This window comes from Noviherbaspirillum sp., from assembly GCF_035944575.1.
Classification (GTDB): domain Bacteria; phylum Pseudomonadota; class Gammaproteobacteria; order Burkholderiales; family Burkholderiaceae_D; genus Noviherbaspirillum.
Genome location: NZ_DASZBA010000056.1, coordinates 1 through 16059, shown reverse-complemented (window position 1 = coordinate 16059; position 16059 = coordinate 1). Strand labels below are relative to the sequence as shown.

Below are 16059 nucleotides of genomic sequence, written 5' to 3'. Positions count from 1 at the left end.
AAACGTCGAAACGGATCTCATCTGCCGATTCCCGGCCAAGCCCGCTCAATGACAATCCGGCACATCCTGATCAAGATAAATCTCGAACGCGATGCTGCGTGCCGCCTTGGTGAGATGCTGACTCAGATAACGGCTGTTGCGCCACTCCGCCGTGACCTGCTTGAAAAACGTTTCCGTGCGTGTGTCGCCGGCCGGCACGGCGAATACCAGCGTATGCCGGGGACCGGTCGGCAGGCGGGCGGAAAACTTTTTCCATTCAGGCAGCTTCAGCAATTCCTCCAGCAGCACATCATCATGCACCGCCGCGTCGCAGGTGCCGACGCGCAGGTTGAGCAATGCATCGGTAGGTGATTTGTAGACCTGCTCGATGGCGCCGTATTTCGAGGCGACGGTGCCGACGTAGCGCCCGCCTTCCGCGACGCATACCTTGCGGTCCTTGAGGTGTTCCCAGGCTTTGATCGTCGTGTCGGTGCGCATGATGGCCATCGGGCCGGCGCGGTAGCCGGTCGGTATGGCGATGGCATTGCGCAGCGGGTTGGCATCGGTGACGACGGCCAGCGCGATGTCGGCCCTGCCTGCCGGGGTGAAGGGGGTTGCGGCCTTCGTGTCGGCGCGGACGGTGGCGAGCGGCAGGTTGAGGCGTTTGGCGGCATCTTCCGCCAGCGCGGTGTCGATGGCTTCCGGGGTGCGGAACTTGGTGCCGGCCTTGTACTCGGGCACCACATAGTCGACGGCGGCGATCAGCTTGCCGCGTTGTTTGGCGCGGTCCAGCGCACTGTCCGCGGCGGCGGCGGTGCAGAGACTGCCGAGCATCGCCGCCAGGGCAACGGCGGCAATGCGGGGCACTGGAGTCAACGCGGTATTCATTAAACGTACTGGTAACGCAGTACCCGGTGCTTGAGGTTTTCCAGCAGGAGCTGGTCGATCAGCGGCGCGAGGATGGCGATGGCGAGGATGCTGGTCATCACGCCGACCATGTCGGCGGTTTCACCGGCATAGCTCAGGCTGCGGCCGAGACCCTTTCCGAAACCGATCAGCATCTCGCAGGAAATGAGCGCCCGCCATGCATTGCCGAATGCAAGCTGGGCGCCGGTGATCAGCTCGGGCATGACTGCCGGCAGGTAGACCCGGCGCAGCATGTCCCAGCGCGACGCGCCCATGACGCGTGCCGCCGAGACATGCACATGCTGCACGTTTTCGGTGGCGTTCATTACCGACAGCGCGGCCGGGAAAAACGCCGCGACGGCGACGACCACGACGATCGGCAGGCTGCCGAAACCCATGAGGATGAGGAACAGCGGCACCCAGGCGATCGACGGGATCGATTGCAAAATGATGATGGCCGACTTGAGCACTTCGCGGAAGAAAAACAGCACCGCACCGACCAGGCCGAACGCGATGCCGAACAGCATGGCCGTTCCGTAGCCGGCGCCGAGGCGGCCAAGGCTGCCCCACAGCGCGGCGCGGAAGTTCTCCGTCTGCACTTCCTGCCACAGGCGGACGATGACGGTCGGCACATCCGGCATCAGGAAGTCAGGCAGCGACCAGGCCGCGACCTGCCATCCAAACAGGATGAAAACCACCGCCAGCGCGAAGGCGAGTTTTTTGTTGTTGCCGGTAAGGCCGGTTCGGGTGCTCATGATTGATATCGCATCAAATAATTACAGCTTGCGTTCCTTCTGCCAGCTCAGGTCGAGAATGCTTTTGACTTCGAACGGCTTGCCGTCGCGTGTCTTGAGCGAACCCTGCGCCTGGAGAATGTCGGCGATTTCCTGCATGCGCGCCTCTTCCTTCGGCGTCACCAGCGGGCTGAAGGTCTGGCTCTTGATCGCGCCGGTGATCACGGTTTCGCGCGGCAGTTCGCCCTTGTTCAGCGTCTTGAGCGTCGGCTCGGAAATGAAGTAGCCGGCGATCAGCTTGGACGCTTCTTCCGGCTTCTTCTGCAGGAGGTCGATCGCTTCCTTTTGCGCATCCAGCGACTTCCACAATGCATCCTTGCGCTTCTTGATCACGTCGCCGGAGGTGATGACGACCATGCACGGAAAGGGCCACACTTCGCCGATCTCGTAGATCTGCTTCACCGGCGCGATCAATTGTGCGATGCTGGCCTGCGGCTCGAACAGGAAGGCGGCGTCGACGCGCTTGCCGACCAGCGATTGCACGGCCACTTGCGGGCTGACGCCCATGACGTTCACATCGTCGGGCTTCAGTCCGGCATCGCGGAACACCACGCCCTTGAGCACGGTGTCGGCGGTGCTGCCTTCAGCCTGCGATGCCAGCGTCTTGCCCTTGAGGCCGGCGATGTTCTTGATGCCGGTGTCCTCGCGCACCAGCATCGCATGGTAGCCGTGCTGCGCGCCGCCCACCACCTTCAGGTCCGCGCCCTTGGATGCCCAGGCCACCGCGTTGGTGAAGCCGAGCACGCCGGAATCGAGCTGGCCGCCGACGATGGCCTTGATCAGGTCGGTGCCGGACTTGAATTCCACCAGCTCGACATCGAGGCCCTGCTTCTTGTACAGGCCCGCTTCATACGCGACAATCGCCTGCGCATCATCCATCACGCGCAGGTAACCCACCTTGAATTTTTCGGCGGCAAAGGCCTGTACGGTAAATAAGGACGCGGCGAAGACCGTCAGCGCCGAGGCCAGGAACTTAGAGGTTTTCATACTTCGACTCCTTCCAATGATTTAGCGACTTCATCCTGTTCGGCATGGATACCGAGCAGGCACAAGATTTCCCGGCGCATCGCGGCGAATTCCGACAGATCGTGGGTTTTTTCGTGGTGCGCAAGGTTGAATTCCTTCAGCACGGTGGCCGGGCGCTGGCTGAACACCAGGATGCGGTCGGAAAGGAACAGCGCCTCGTCGACATCATGTGTCACCAGCAGCACGGTCGGGCCGGCTTCACGGATCAGGTCGCGCAGCACATCCTGCAGCGTCATGCGGGTGAGCGCATCCAGTGCGCCGAACGGCTCATCGAGCAGCAGCACTTTAGGCCGCGTGATGAAGGCGCGAGCCAGCGCGGCGCGCTGGCGCATGCCGCCGGAGACCTGGTGCGGGTAGTAATCCTCAAATCCTTTCAGCGCCACTTTTTCCAGCCATTCGAATGCCTGGACGCGTGCTTTCTTCTTGTCGATCTTCTGGAATTCCAGCGCGAGGGCGACGTTTTGCGCCAGCGTCAGCCAGGGATACAGCGCGTTTTCCTGAAACATCAGCATGCGTTCGGGGTTCGGTCCTTCGACTGGCTTCCCTCCCGCAAGGATCTTTCCGCCCGTTGGCTTTTCGAGGCCAGCGGCGATGTGCAGCAATGTCGACTTTCCGCAGCCGGACGGACCGACCAGCGCAACCAGCTCGCCCTGCTCGATTTCACGGCTGAAATCGTCAATGACGTGGAGACCGGAAAAGCTCTTTGCTACATGATTAAACGACAGCTTCATTCAAATGTTCCTTTCGCCGACGGGCGAGAACGTGAACGGGAATGGGATTCAGTAAAACAGAACGTCGTGAGAAAAGCGGTGGTAATTGTAATGTCAAACGCGCCTTTAATTACTTTTGGCTATAACGCACCTTCGCACTTTAATAACTCCGTATGTACATGGCAACGATATTTAGTTGCTTTGCTTATTCGGTATACGCATAAGCAACCATAGGTATTGATGTTTTTTCAAGAATAGAAAGTCGAAGCGTTCGCCCACCGATCCGCCCGGTACAGTACGAGCAGCAGATAGGGGATGCGGTTCCATGTAAAGAAAACACCGTGTTCAGGGGATGGCTTTATCGGTCCGATCTGCACGAGGCGACAGCTGCGGCGTTGCTGTCGTTGCGCAGCAGTCGCCGCGGATGTGCGTGTTACGATCGCCCATGCCGGCTCCCTGAAGCAAGGGATACCACAAGCGCCGGTGCTGCACTGTTGTCATTCGCCGCGTCGGGAGAAACATGAAGAAAATCGCTTTTTCAGGAACGCTCGATCCGATCACCAACGGGCATATGTGGGTCATTGGCGAAGCGCTGGCGATCGCCGATGAAGTGATTGTGTTTCTGTCGGAGAACCCGGCCAAGAAACCGCATTTCCCGGCGGCCATGCGCAAGGACATCATCGAGCGCAGCGTGGCCGAGCGCGGCTGGACGCAGGTGCGGGTGGTGATCGTCAACGGCGACTACACCGCCCGCGCGGCCAAGAAGCATGGCATCGATTACATCATCCGCGGCATCCGAAACAATGCCGATTTCGATTACGAGAACCTGATCCAGCAGACCAACGTCGATGTGCTGGGCGGCGCCAAGACCATCTTCGTGATGCCGCCCCGGGATCTCGGCTCGGTCAGCTCCAGCTTCGTCAAGGCGCTGGAGGGGCCGGTGGGGTGGCACTGGCACATGAAGAAATTCGTGCCGAAGCCTGCTTACGAAGCCTGGATTTGCGGCTGGTTGCGCGATGAGTGGAACGCGCTGTGGCACGACTTGCCTGCTGGCGATGATGCGCGTGGCGTGCCGTCCGCATGGTTCGATGTGCTGACCGGCGATACCTGCTATGGCGCCGGCACGCGCCGCTATCACAACGTCGAGCACCTGGTGCATGGCTTGTCCGAGCTGCAGGTGTGGGCCGCCGACACGGGTGCATCTCCCGCGGAACTCGCCGCGCTCAAGAAGGCATTTTGGTTTCACGACGCGGTGTACGCGCATGACCCCGGACAGGCGAGCAATGAGGAAGCCAGCGCCAGGATGTGGCTGGACAGCGGGCTGGAACGGCAGCCCGGTGATGGGCAGACCGTGGCCGACCTTATCCGCGCCACCGACCACTTTCAGGAGGAATCAATCTCCCATCCGCTGAAACAGGCAATGCTGGGCGCCGACCTGGCGATCCTCGGCCAGGACGATGATGTGTACGACGCCTATGCGGAAGCGATCCGCATGGAATACGGCCATGTGCCGATCGATGCCTATCGCACCCATCGCTGCAAGGCGCTGGCATATCTGCATGGCAAGGCGCAAGCCGGCACCTTGTACGGCGATGCCTATTTCGCCGGGCAGTATAACGATCGGGCAATCGCCAACATGGGGAGGGAAATCGCCGCCCTGGGCGGACGGCTTTGACGGGACACCGGCACGTTGCGGTGCCCCGAAGCGGGAGAGCGCCGGTATCAGCCGGTGATGATGAGCTGGTTGTCGATGGATTTCACGCCGGACACGCCGCGCACAATGGACTCGACCTTTTTCCGCAACGCCATGCTCTTGATTTCACCCTTGAGCCGCACGACACCGTCAGTGGTGGTGGCATCAATCTTGGTACCGCTCAGTTCCGGATCGGCCGCAAGCGCCGCCTTGACCTTGCTCGAAATTTCCGCATCGCTCGACGCGGCGGCTTTCTGAGAGCCTGCCGATTGGGAACCGGACTGGCTGCCTGTTCCCGCGCATCCCGCGGCAAACACGGCGGCCAACAGCAACGAAAGTAATTTGATGTTCTTCATTTTGATATCTCCGTTAGTAAAAGTGGGTGAGCGCTATCCGGGCAGTACGAACCGCTGCAATGCAAGGGTGGCGTTTCATGGCGAGATTGGCAATACGTAAAATCACCAAGTCCTGAACATCCTGTTGTCGATCTTCAGCAGGCAATTAATAAACACTATGCCAAGTACCGCCCATCCGGTCTGTTCCAAATCAGATCGGTGGTACTTGGTCTTACTCCTGTTGTATCGATGCCCACCGAGTCGGGCAAATCAAGCGGATCAGGCGGCGAATCGCTTGTCTTTCCCGTTATCACCACGTTCGATGGTGCGAATCCCGCTCGACGCCGGGTGCAGCGCCGACACGATCACCTCCAGCGCCCTTTCCGGCTGCGCGGCACCGCACATGAAGATGTCCGCCGCGGCGAAGCCGCATTCCGGCCAGGTATGGATGGTGATATGGGATTCCGCCAGCAGGACCACGCCGGTGACGCCCTGCCCGGTCCCGAAGGTATGAAAGTGGCTGTAGATGATGGATGCGCCGGCGGCAAGGGCGCTTTGCCTGAGCAGGTGTTCCAGCGCCGCCGGATCGGTAAGCATGTCGGGCGCGATGCCGTGCAGATCGGCAATCAGGTGGATGCCGGACGAATGATGCACGGGACTCATTTGTGCCACCCGCCGCCCCATGAACCACCCGTCGATCCGGAACTGGAACTCCACGAGCTGCCGCCACCGCCGCCATAGCCGCCCTGCCCCGGCACCAGCAGCTTGCTCCAGCTCATCACGGTGCATATCAGCATCACCACCAGCGAATAGACGATAAATTTTCCGCGCATCAGGAGTCCTCGCCCATCCAGCTCAATACCATTGCGGGCAGGTAGATGGCCGCCGCGGCAAACAGGAAATACGTCCAGGCACCTTCGGAGCCGGCCAGCAGCGGCCCGATATTCAATGCCGCCAGGCCATAAATCAGATACTCGGCGATCTTGCGGATCGGGGTCTTCTGCGGCAGCCGGTCGGCCTGGATCGCCGTGCCGAACCAGGCGCGAAGCTGGTCCGACGGCACCGGCGCGGATAACGACCAGCTCAGTTCGTCATTGGTCAGTTCGGCCGCCAGTGATTTCTTGCCGAACGCGAATTCGATCACCCGCGCGGTATCGCCGGCATGCACCTTCCAGTTGAAGGCCCCGGCGGCAAACACCACGGTGGCGATGTAGTCGTACTCCTTGCGGAAGGTCTGCGCGCCCAGCCTGACGGTGTCGCCGCCGTTCCACGCCGGCCAATCATCCGGCGCCTTGGCGCTGAACCAGCCGTCGCCGGTTTCCACCAGCCACAGGAAACCGCCGCGCGGGCTGTACAACAGATATTCGGTCCAGACTTCACCATCCTCGTCCTTGCGCCGCATGACGCCGATCGCTTCATAGGCGGAGCCGCCGATGGTGGCCTTCGCGCCGAGCTGCAGGGTGGTATCCGCCTTTTGCATGCGGTGCGCGGCATCGAGCACCTGCGCCACCCTGGCGGTGGTATCGACCTGCGCCCGGCAGCTGGGGCAGACGATCTGGCGCGTGAGGCCCGGCACGAAGCGCACGCTGCTGCCGCAGGACGGGCAGTCGAGCGGCTGCACCTTGCCCTTGACCTTGCCGGCGCTGTCGCGGATGGTGTCGTCATCGCGCAGAAGCTGGCATTTCAGCTCGGCCAGCGTGACCGCCTGTCCGACATAGACGGCGGGCGGGTCGCCGTCGGAATAATCGAGCGTCAGGAAACCGCGGCCGTTGCGGAAGTCGGCGACCTTCGCCTGCCAGCCGGGCCCGACCCGGAACGGCAGCTCGCCCTGGCCGCCGGTGCATTGCGCAATCCGGGTTTCGGCCGTCAGCCAATGCTGCCCGAGGAGGGCATAGGTGTTGCCGGGATTGATGTCCTGGAACGCGGGCAGCGGACCGTCGGTCTGCTTGGAGAAGGTCAGCGTAAACAGGCCCGAGCCGTCGGACAGCCAGGCGTCGCGCCCGTCGGCGAACAGCACATACCATTCATTCCACAATCCGGCTTCGTAGCGCAGCTGGATGCGTCCGACCACGGTGAATTCCTGGTTGCCGAAACGGCCCGAGGTGCCGATCTGGATGGGCGAATAGTCATCCAGCACATCGGCCATGCGGCCGAGGTCCTTGACCGTGTCGGCATCCTTCAGGACCGTGGTCTTGCAGTATTCGCATACCGCCATGACCGAGGCGGGCGACTGGAACTGCACCGGCGCGCCGCAGCTCGGGCAGGAGACTTTCTGCATACGCGATGCTTTCTTATCCGATCAGCTTTTGCAGCACTTTCGCCTTCGCATCGTCGTAATCGCTTTGCGAGATCAGGCCCTTGTCGAGCAGGGCCTTGAGCTGTTCAAGCCGCGCCGCCGGCGATTCCTGCGCGGGCTGTACGGGTTGCGTCGGCTGTGCCGCCGGCTGTCCGGCCATCCCGGGCATCATCCCTTGCGCCATGACCTGGCCGACCGCCATGCCGGCCGATAGCCCGGCGCCGATGCCGGCGATGCCGCCCTCGTTCTGCGCCGCCAGCGGGATGGCTTCGGCCGTCTGGAAACGGGTGAAGCCGGCCATCTTGTCGGCTGACAGTCCGCCCTTCATGCCGGCGCCGATGCGGGCGTCGAGCGCCTGCTGCAGTTCGTCCGGCAGGCTCAATGTGCCGACGTTGAATTCATCCAGCGCAAGGCCATAGCGTTCGAAGGCCGCGCCGAGGCCGCCCTTGATCTGTTGCGCCATCAGCGCCTGGTTGCCCGCCATGTCGAGGAAGGGAATGTTGGATGCGCCGAGCGATGAGGCCATGGACGACAGCATGATGCCCTGCAACTGGCCTTCGACCTCGTCGCGGGTGTAGACGGCGCGCGTGCCGCTCAGCTCGGTGAAGAATTTCCTCGGGTCGGCGACGCGGTAGGAAAACAGGCCGAAGGCCCGTACCCGGATCGCGTCGAAATCCTTGTCGCGGAAAGTGATCGGCTGGGGCGTGCCCCATTTGCGCCCCGTCTGGACGCGGGTGCTGAAGAAGTAGACATCGGCCTTGAAGGGCGACTCGAACAGCTTGTCCCAGTTTTTCAGGTTGGTCAGCAGCGGCAGGGTGCGGGTGGTCAGCGTGTAATTGCCGGGGCCGAAGACATCGGCCATCTTGCCTTCGCTGACGAAGACCGCCACCTGGGAGTCGCGCACGGTGAGCGCGGCGCCGTTCTGGATCTCGAAATCTTCCATCGGATAGCGCCAGGCAAGCACGCCTTCGGTGTCTTCGTTCCACTGGATGACGTCGATAAACTGCTTCTTGATGAAATCGAAAATGCCCATGATGCGAACTCCTTGTCAGGAAATGCAGGCGGCGTTGATGGCGCCGACGGACAGCGAGACGGCGCCGAGGATGCCGCCGAACGCCACGTTGTTGGATTCGATATGTTCCTTCGACATCGACATCAGCCGCGTCGTCACGAGATAAGTGAGCAGTTGCACCACCAGCGCGCCGCTTGCCCATGCAACGAAGGGAATGATGGTGGAAGTATGCAGGATGCAGGAAGCGATGGTGAGCGAGAAGCCGATCACCGCGCCGGAAAGCGACAGGGCCGCGGCGGTGTTTCCCTGCCGGATCAGCAGCACTTCGTTGTACGGCGTGATGCGGGTGTAAATGACGAAGAACACCAGCAGCAGCACGGCGGCCAGCAGCAGGAAGACGAGGTAGTTGGCGATGGCGGGCAAGGTTGGTCGCTCCGTTGGGTTGGTCAGGCAGTTGTTGGAACTTGTTTATGCAACAGGATTGTCGTCCTACGCGGGCTGCCGCCACCGCGAATAACTCATTGGCAGTGGATGCTCAATCATGGCATGGTTTGCAGCATCGCCCCGCAAGGTCCCCTCCTCCTGCAAGGGGGAAGGAGCCCTGCAATGTAGCTTGATAGCCAGCCAGTCCCTTCGCAGGAACGAAAACCTATCAATACAGCAACTCAAATCCGGCAAGTCGTCGCAATATACTAACGCCGAAACTTCCCTGTCCAGCGCTTTCGTGGTTTTATACGGGGCCGGCCGGCAACAGGCCGCCATCCGCAACAGACCGAACCGCCAGCGCCGCATGTCCAAACACATCCTCATCCTCTCCGTCTTCATCGTCGCCTCCTGCGGCCTGGCGTATGAACTCATTGCCAGCGCCCTGTCGAGCTATCTGCTCGGCGATTCGATCTTCCAGTTTTCCACCATCATCGGCTGCTACCTGTTTGCCATGGGCGTCGGCGCTCACCTGTCGAAATACGTAAAGGACGAGGATGTGCTGGCGCGGTTCGTCGATATCGAACTTGCCGTCGGCCTGGTCGGCGGCATGTCGGCGGCGCTGCTGTTCCTGACCTTTTCCTGGATGGGCGCGCCGTTCCGCACCATGCTGTACCTGCTGGTATTCCTGGTCGGCGCCTTCGTCGGCATGGAAGTGCCGCTCGTAATGCGGGCGTTGAACGCCCGGCAGACCGGCTTCAGCGAACTGGTCAGCAAGGTGCTGACCTTCGATTACCTCGGTGCGCTGGCGGTATCGATGCTGTTCCCGCTGGTGCTGGCCCCTCATCTCGGCCTGGTGCGCACCGGCTTCCTGTTCGGCATGTTCAATGTCGGCGTGGCGCTGTGGAGCATCCATAACTTTCGCCAGGAGCTTCCCGATGTGGGCGGCCGCGTGCTGCGGGCGAGCCTGGTGATGTTTTCGCTGATGATGGGCTTCGCCACGTCGGACCGCCTGGTGCAGTGGGGAGAGAACGGCCTGTTCGGCGACGATGTCATCTACTCTACGTCGACGCCCTACCAGCGCCTCGTCATCACGAAGTGGAAGGATGATCTGCGACTGTACATCAACGGCAACCTGCAGTTTTCATCGCGCGATGAATACCGCTATCACGAAGCGCTGGTCCATCCGGCGATGGAGACGCTGCCATGGGCCCGCTCGGTGCTGATCCTCGGCGGCGGCGACGGGCTGGCGTTGCGGGAAGTGCTGCGCTATCCGCATGTCGAGCATGTGACGCTGGTCGATCTCGACCCGGCGATGACCAATGCGTTCCGCGACCGCGATGAACTGGTCCAGCTGAATCGGGGTGCGTTGCGTGACCCGCGCGTGACGGTCGTCAATGCCGACGCCGCGATCTGGCTGCAGCAGACCGACCGGATGTTCGACGCGGCCATCGTCGATTTTCCCGATCCGTCCAGCTTCGCGCTCGGCAAGCTCTATTCGGTGCCCTTCTACGGCATGCTGAAAAGGCATGTCTCGGAGAACGGCCTGATCGTGGTGCAGTCGACCTCGCCGTTTTTCGCGCCGCATGCCTATTGGACCATCGATGCGACGCTGCGCGAAGCCGGCCTGCATACCGCGCCGTATCACCTGTATGTGCCGTCGTTCGGCGAGTGGGGCTTCGTGCTGGCCTCGCCGCGCAAGACCTTTTCGCCGCCATCGCAATACCGGCTGCCGTTGCGCTACCTGAACGCGGAAACGACCCGCGAGATGTTCCGGTTTCCGCCCGACATGCCGCGTCTCGACATGACGCCGAACCGCCTGAATACCCAGTCGCTGGTGAACGAGTTTGAAAAGGACTGGCGCGAGGTCATCCGCTGATGGACCGGCGATCCTTCCTGCTATGGGCCGGCGCGGGCACGGCCGCGGTGGGTGCGGGCAGCGCAGCCGCGTACTGGCGCTGGCAGGAAATCGTGCCGGTGGTTCACACGCCGGGGCGAGCAGACGGCCATTTTCTGCGCGACCGCCGTGCGCTGCCGCCGCCGTCCGCCGAAATGCGAACCGACATCGCCATCCTCGGCTCCGGCATCGCCGGATTGACCGCCGCCTGGAAGCTGCGCAAGGAAGGGCAGCGCGATATCGTGGTGGTGGATGGGCCGCAGCCCTACGGCAACGCCGCCGCCGGACGCTATGGCGATCTCGCGTATCCCACCGGCGCGCATTATCTGCCGCTGCCCGCGCCGGAGATGTTTCATGTGCGGGAGCTGCTGCATGACTTGCGCATCCTGCTGCGCAATCCGACGGCGCGGCGCCCTTACTACGATGAACGTTTCATTCTGCATGCGCCCGAGGAGCGGTTGCTGTTCAATGGCCGCTGGCAGGAGGGACTGCTGCCGAAGGAAGGTGTGCCGCGGTGGGAACTCGACGAGCATGCGCGTTTCTTCACGGCGATGGAAGGCTTCAGGTCGACCTCCGGCACGGACGGCAAGCCGATGTTCGCTTTCCCGGTGACGCAATCCTCCGACGATGCGCACTGGCGGGAGCTCGACCGCATCAGCCTCAAAACCTGGCTGGAGCAACATGGTTACCGCTCGCCGACGCTGCATTGGTATCTCGACTATTGCTGCCGCGACGAATACGGCACGGCATATGGCGAAGTGTCTGCATGGGCCGGGCTGCATTACTTCTGCGGTCGTGGCGGCGAGGCGGAAAACGCCTCCGAGGGCGCCTTCCTCACCTGGCCGGGCGGCCTCGATCCGATCGCCGCCGGGCTGGACCGGGCCGCCGGCAACCGCCGCATGACGGGCACGGTGATGTCGGTCGACGTGAAGCCGGGCGGCGTCGAGGCACTGTGCCTGGACTTGTCAGGCGCGCAGCCGCGCAGCTACGTCGTCAGGGCGAGGAAGGCGATCTGCGCGATGCCGCTGTTCGTCGCGGCGCGGGTGGTGCCGTCGATCGGCGACGTCGGCTTCGATGCACGTGGACACATGCCTGCCTATGCGCCTTGGTTGGTCGCCAACTTCCTGATGAAGCGCTTTCCGGACGAGTTGCCGGAGGCGCCGCTGTCCTGGGATAACGTGGTGTACGGCGGACGGGGACTGGGTTATGTCGTGTCCACCCACCAGGACATCCGTGTCACGCCGCCTCGCCAGACGGTATTCAGCGCCTATGTGGCGCTGGCGGACCGGTCGCCGCAGGAGGCTCGCCGCTGGCTCGACAGCGCACCTCCCGGGGAATTGCTGGACCTGGCCGGCGCCGACCTGCGCGCCGCTTACGGCAGGCGCTTTGCATCAAATGTGGAAAGGGCCGACATCACCCTGCGCGCGCATGCGATGGCCTCGCCGCGCATCGGTTTCCGCGACAACTGCGGCGTGCGCGCCTTGCGGGAAGCGGACGGCCCCATCCTGTTTGCCCACGCGGATCTCTCCGGCTTCTCGGTGTTCGAGGAGGCGGCGTGGTGGGGGTATCAGGCAGCGTTGAAGGCATTGAAATGATGATGTTCTCGCTGCATTACACCGCCCTGAGGGATACCAAGTCTCGGTTTTGATGTGACGGCTGTGTGCCGCCAAGGCCTTCCGCTGTTCGATTCACCGTTCCAAAAATTGCCGTTGTTATGGCGACAATTTGGTTGCCGCAGCCATGGTCGGCCGTTACTATGGCTGCCGTTCATCAACATTTCCCTTCTTCAAGACAGGTTCCACGCATGAATTGGCTGGCGCAATTGAGACGCATGTTGAGCACGCACCGGCGCTGGGCAGCCCCGACGCTTGGGCTTGCCGTCGGTGCTATCGTGCTGTCTGCTCCAAAGCTGCCTTATTGGACGACCGTGCTGATGGGCTCCTGCGTCGGCGGACTGATCTGGTTTCTCGCGGTCAGGCCGGCGCGCAAGACCGATCGTGCGCTGCATGAGTCGGAACTCAAGTTCCGCGCCTTCGTCGAGCAATCGCTGGTCGGCCTGTACATGGTGCAGGAAGGCAAAATCGTCTATGCCAACAAGAAGAGCGCCCAATTGCTCGGCTATGACGACCCGGAAGAATTGATCGGCACGCCCGTCGACAGCCATACCGCGCCGGAAGATCTGCACATGCTGCGTGAGAATCACCGCCGCCGCCTGTCCGGCGAAGTGCCGAGCATCCGCTACACCTACCGCGCGCTGCGGCGCGACGGCAGCCGCATCTGGGCCGAAGTGCATGGCGGACTGTGCGACTACGACGGACGGCCGGCGATCATGGGCGTGGCGCTCGACGTCACGCAGCGGGTGGCGTTCGAGCAGCAGTCGCGGCTGGCCAACCGGGTATTCGAGTCGGCCAGCGAAGGCATCGTGATCACCGATGCCGATTGCCGCATCGAAGCGGTCAATCCGGCGTTCACCCGCATCACCGGCTACGATGCATCGCAGGCGGTCGGTAAGCTGTCGCGCATGATGACCGGCGAAGGCGCGCAGTCCGAAATCAACCGCGAGATGCTGGAACACCTGGCGCGCGACGGCCACTGGCAGGGCGAGATGCGCGACCGCCGCAAGAACGGCGACTGGTATCCGGCATGGCTGTCGATCTCCATCGTGCGCGATGCCGATCGCAACATCACCAACTATGTCGGCGTATTCACCGACAACACCCGCCGCAAGGAAGACGAACTGCGGCTGCAATTCCTCGCCAGCCACGACAGCCTGACCGGCATGCTCAACCGCAGCGCGCTGATGCGCACCTTCGAGAAGGAGATCGAGCGCGCGCGGGACGAGGGCCGGCAGCTCGCCCTGCTGTTCATCGACCTCGACCGATTCAAGGCGGTCAACGACACGCTCGGCCATGCGGCCGGCGACCGTCTGCTGGTCGCGGTGGCGGAACGCATGCGGCGCCAGATCAAGACGCAGGACGTGATGGCGCGGCTCGGCGGCGACGAGTTCACGCTGCTGCTGGACGACTCCGGCTCGTCGGGGGCTGCCGCCAAGGTGGCCGACCGCATGATCGCCGGCATCGCGCAGCCTTTCATCATCGACGGCCAGGAAATGTTCGTCACCGCCAGCATCGGCATCGCCTGCTACCCGGCTGACGGCACCGATGCCGCCACGCTGCTCAAGAATGCCGACGTGGCGATGTACCGCGCCAAACAGCGCGGCAAGAATACCTTCCAGTTCTTCACCGCCGACATGAACGTGCGCGCATTCGAGCAGATGCTGCTTGAAAACAGCTTGCGCCGGGCGCTGGAGCGCAGCGAATTCGAACTGCACTACCAGCCGCAGATCGCTACCGCCACCGGTACCGTCGCCGGCGTTGAGGCGCTGCTGCGCTGGCGCCATCCGGAACTCGGCCTGGTCCTGCCGGATGCGTTCGTCACGCTGGCCGAACAGAACGGCCTGATCGTGCCGATCGGCGACTGGGTATTGCGCGAAGCCTGCCGCCAGGGTCGCGCATGGCTGGATGCCGGCCTGCACTTCGGCCGAGTCGCGGTCAACCTGTCGGCGCGCCAGTTCTCGTCCGGCGACCTGCTCGACACCATCCGCGCTGCCCTCGACGACAGCGGCCTGCCGGCCGCGAAGCTGGAACTGGAAATCACCGAAAGCACGATCATGCACAACCCGCCGGAAGCAGTCGTTCTGCTCGACAGCATCCGCGACATGGGCGTAGCGCTGTCGATCGACGACTTCGGCACCGGCTATTCATCGTTGACCAGCCTGAAGCAATACCCGCTCGACAGCCTGAAGATTGACCGCAGTTTCGTGCAGGGCATCCCGCACGACGCGGATGACGTCGCAATCACCGAAGCCATCATCGCGATCGCGCACAAGATGCGGCTGCAGGTGGTGGCGGAAGGCGTGGAGACGCGCGAGCAGGCCAACTTCCTGCGGCTGGCGGGCTGCGATGTGACGCAGGGCTTCCTGGTGGGGAGGCCGATGCCGGCGAACGAGGTAGTGGCGCATTTCACTGTCCAGCGCAGGGACGAGCGGCGGCGGGTGTTGCAGTCAGTGAGGCCGTCGTTGCGGTGAGGAGCAGCGCGGGATTGGTTCCTTCTCCATCATCGGAGAACGTGTCGATGATGTTTGACGCAAGCGATATACGTCGCTTATGTCATGACAAGTTGATGCTCAACCTTGTCGTTTCCGTGATGGGTATTGCAGGACATTCGGACAGCATGCTGTCCGTCTGCAAAACGATACCGGCTTGCAAACCGGTACGCGCGCTGCAAGGGGGAATCCAGAGCAACGGAGTTTCTCCGGTAACGCAACGCTGACGGTTCTCCGAAGAGAATAGCCGGGAGCGGCCCGGCAGCCGCTCACTTTTCTTGTCTCGCCAAGAAAAGTAAGCAAAAGAAGGCGCCCCCGTTATCGCCGCCCCTTCGGGGTGCCCAAAAATGCCACGATCAAAACGGGAAGTGAAACAAACTCGCCTGCGGCTCAGACAGGTTTCACTTCTCTTTCCGTTTTGACCGCGTCACTTTTGGCGTCGCTAAAAGGGGTGAACGACCACCCCCATCCCCACCTCGGCCCTCCCCTTGAAGGGGAGGGATTCACCCTGTTCTTTACCTTGCAAACGCATGAAGAAACAGTTAATTGCGCTAATGGCCTTAGCAAGATAAAGGACATCCTGGTTCCCTCCCCTTCAAGGGGAGGGTTAGGGTGGGGATGGGTTGCGCAGTTCTCCCCTGCTGGCGACGCCAAAAGCAGGCGTGTTGAAACGGATAAAGAAGCGAAATCTGTCTGAGCCGCAGGCGAGTTTATTTCGCTTCCCGTTTCAGCACGCCTGCTTTTGGGAACCTGCGAAGCAGGCGTCGACTGGGGGTCGCCTTTCTTTGCTTCCTTTCTTTGGCGAAGCAAAGAAAGGAAGTGGCCCGCCGGGGCCAGTCCCGTCAAGTCTCTTCGGAGAACCAGAAGCGTCGTATCACCGGAG

General features: G+C 62.3%; 14 protein-coding genes. 4 read left to right on the top strand and 10 right to left on the bottom strand.

The features are described from left to right. Window positions 1–45: 45 nt before the first annotated feature. Genes VGU61_RS03200 through VGU61_RS03185 form a run of 4 tightly spaced genes read right to left on the bottom strand, consistent with a single transcriptional unit; the run spans window position 46 to window position 3436 of the window. On the bottom strand, window positions 46–846 hold the full coding sequence (locus VGU61_RS03200) for a transporter substrate-binding domain-containing protein (RefSeq protein WP_326857658.1): 801 nt from the start codon (window positions 844–846) through the stop codon (window positions 46–48). A 20-nt stretch (window positions 847–866) separates the two neighbouring features. Next, complete coding sequence (locus VGU61_RS03195) at window positions 867–1640, bottom strand: ABC transporter permease (protein WP_326857657.1); 774 nt, start codon at window positions 1638–1640, stop codon at window positions 867–869. Between the two features lie 21 nt (window positions 1641–1661). Then, complete coding sequence (locus VGU61_RS03190; RefSeq protein WP_326857656.1) at window positions 1662–2666, bottom strand: ABC transporter substrate-binding protein; 1005 nt, start codon at window positions 2664–2666, stop codon at window positions 1662–1664. Continuing rightward, entirely contained in the window at window positions 2663–3436 is a 774-nt protein-coding gene (locus VGU61_RS03185) for an ABC transporter ATP-binding protein (RefSeq protein ID WP_326857655.1), read from the bottom strand. Before VGU61_RS03185 ends, VGU61_RS03190 begins: the two co-directional genes overlap by 4 nt. A 499-nt stretch (window positions 3437–3935) precedes the next feature. Between VGU61_RS03185 and coaD the strand changes: the two genes are divergently transcribed. Further along, window positions 3936–5090 (top strand): pantetheine-phosphate adenylyltransferase, encoded by a 1155-nt coding sequence (coaD, locus tag VGU61_RS03180; RefSeq protein ID WP_326857654.1) that lies wholly within the window; start codon window positions 3936–3938, stop codon window positions 5088–5090. Between the two features lie 47 nt (window positions 5091–5137). Here the strand turns inward: coaD and VGU61_RS03175 are convergent, their stop codons facing one another. The 6 genes from VGU61_RS03175 to VGU61_RS03150 form a co-directional block, all read right to left on the bottom strand. Then, window positions 5138–5464, bottom strand: coding sequence for a BON domain-containing protein (locus VGU61_RS03175; RefSeq protein ID WP_326857653.1), 327 nt, complete (start codon window positions 5462–5464; stop codon window positions 5138–5140). Between the two features lie 258 nt (window positions 5465–5722). After that, entirely contained in the window at window positions 5723–6106 is a 384-nt protein-coding gene (gene speD / locus VGU61_RS03170; RefSeq protein WP_326857652.1) for an adenosylmethionine decarboxylase, read from the bottom strand. Continuing rightward, window positions 6103–6276, bottom strand: a complete 174-nt coding sequence (locus VGU61_RS03165) for a hypothetical protein (protein ID WP_326857651.1) — start codon at window positions 6274–6276, stop codon at window positions 6103–6105. The genes speD and VGU61_RS03165 overlap by 4 nt, the downstream gene beginning before the upstream one ends. Continuing rightward, on the bottom strand, window positions 6276–7721 hold the full coding sequence (locus tag VGU61_RS03160) for a DUF4178 domain-containing protein (protein ID WP_326857650.1): 1446 nt from the start codon (window positions 7719–7721) through the stop codon (window positions 6276–6278). The genes VGU61_RS03165 and VGU61_RS03160 overlap by 1 nt, the downstream gene beginning before the upstream one ends. 13 nt (window positions 7722–7734) lie before the next feature. Further along, window positions 7735–8772: an SPFH domain-containing protein gene (locus VGU61_RS03155; RefSeq protein ID WP_326857649.1), complete on the bottom strand. Its 1038-nt coding sequence runs from the start codon at window positions 8770–8772 to the stop codon at window positions 7735–7737. 15 nt (window positions 8773–8787) lie between these two features. Continuing rightward, the gene (locus VGU61_RS03150; RefSeq protein ID WP_326857648.1) at window positions 8788–9174 is read right to left on the bottom strand and encodes a DUF350 domain-containing protein; all 387 of its coding nucleotides are present in this window, start codon (window positions 9172–9174) and stop codon (window positions 8788–8790) included. 337 nt (window positions 9175–9511) lie between these two features. Between VGU61_RS03150 and VGU61_RS03145 the strand changes: the two genes are divergently transcribed. From VGU61_RS03145 to VGU61_RS03135, 3 genes are all read left to right on the top strand, one after another. Next, entirely contained in the window at window positions 9512–11053 is a 1542-nt protein-coding gene (locus VGU61_RS03145) for a polyamine aminopropyltransferase (protein ID WP_414691586.1), read from the top strand. Continuing rightward, a complete protein-coding gene (locus VGU61_RS03140; protein ID WP_326857646.1) occupies window positions 11053–12666 on the top strand; it encodes an FAD-dependent oxidoreductase in 1614 nt (537 codons plus the stop codon). The genes VGU61_RS03145 and VGU61_RS03140 overlap by 1 nt, the downstream gene beginning before the upstream one ends. A gap of 236 nt (window positions 12667–12902) precedes the next feature. Beyond that, window positions 12903–15158 (top strand): EAL domain-containing protein, encoded by a 2256-nt coding sequence (locus VGU61_RS03135; RefSeq protein ID WP_326857645.1) that lies wholly within the window; start codon window positions 12903–12905, stop codon window positions 15156–15158. The last annotated feature ends 901 nt before the right edge of the window (window positions 15159–16059 follow it).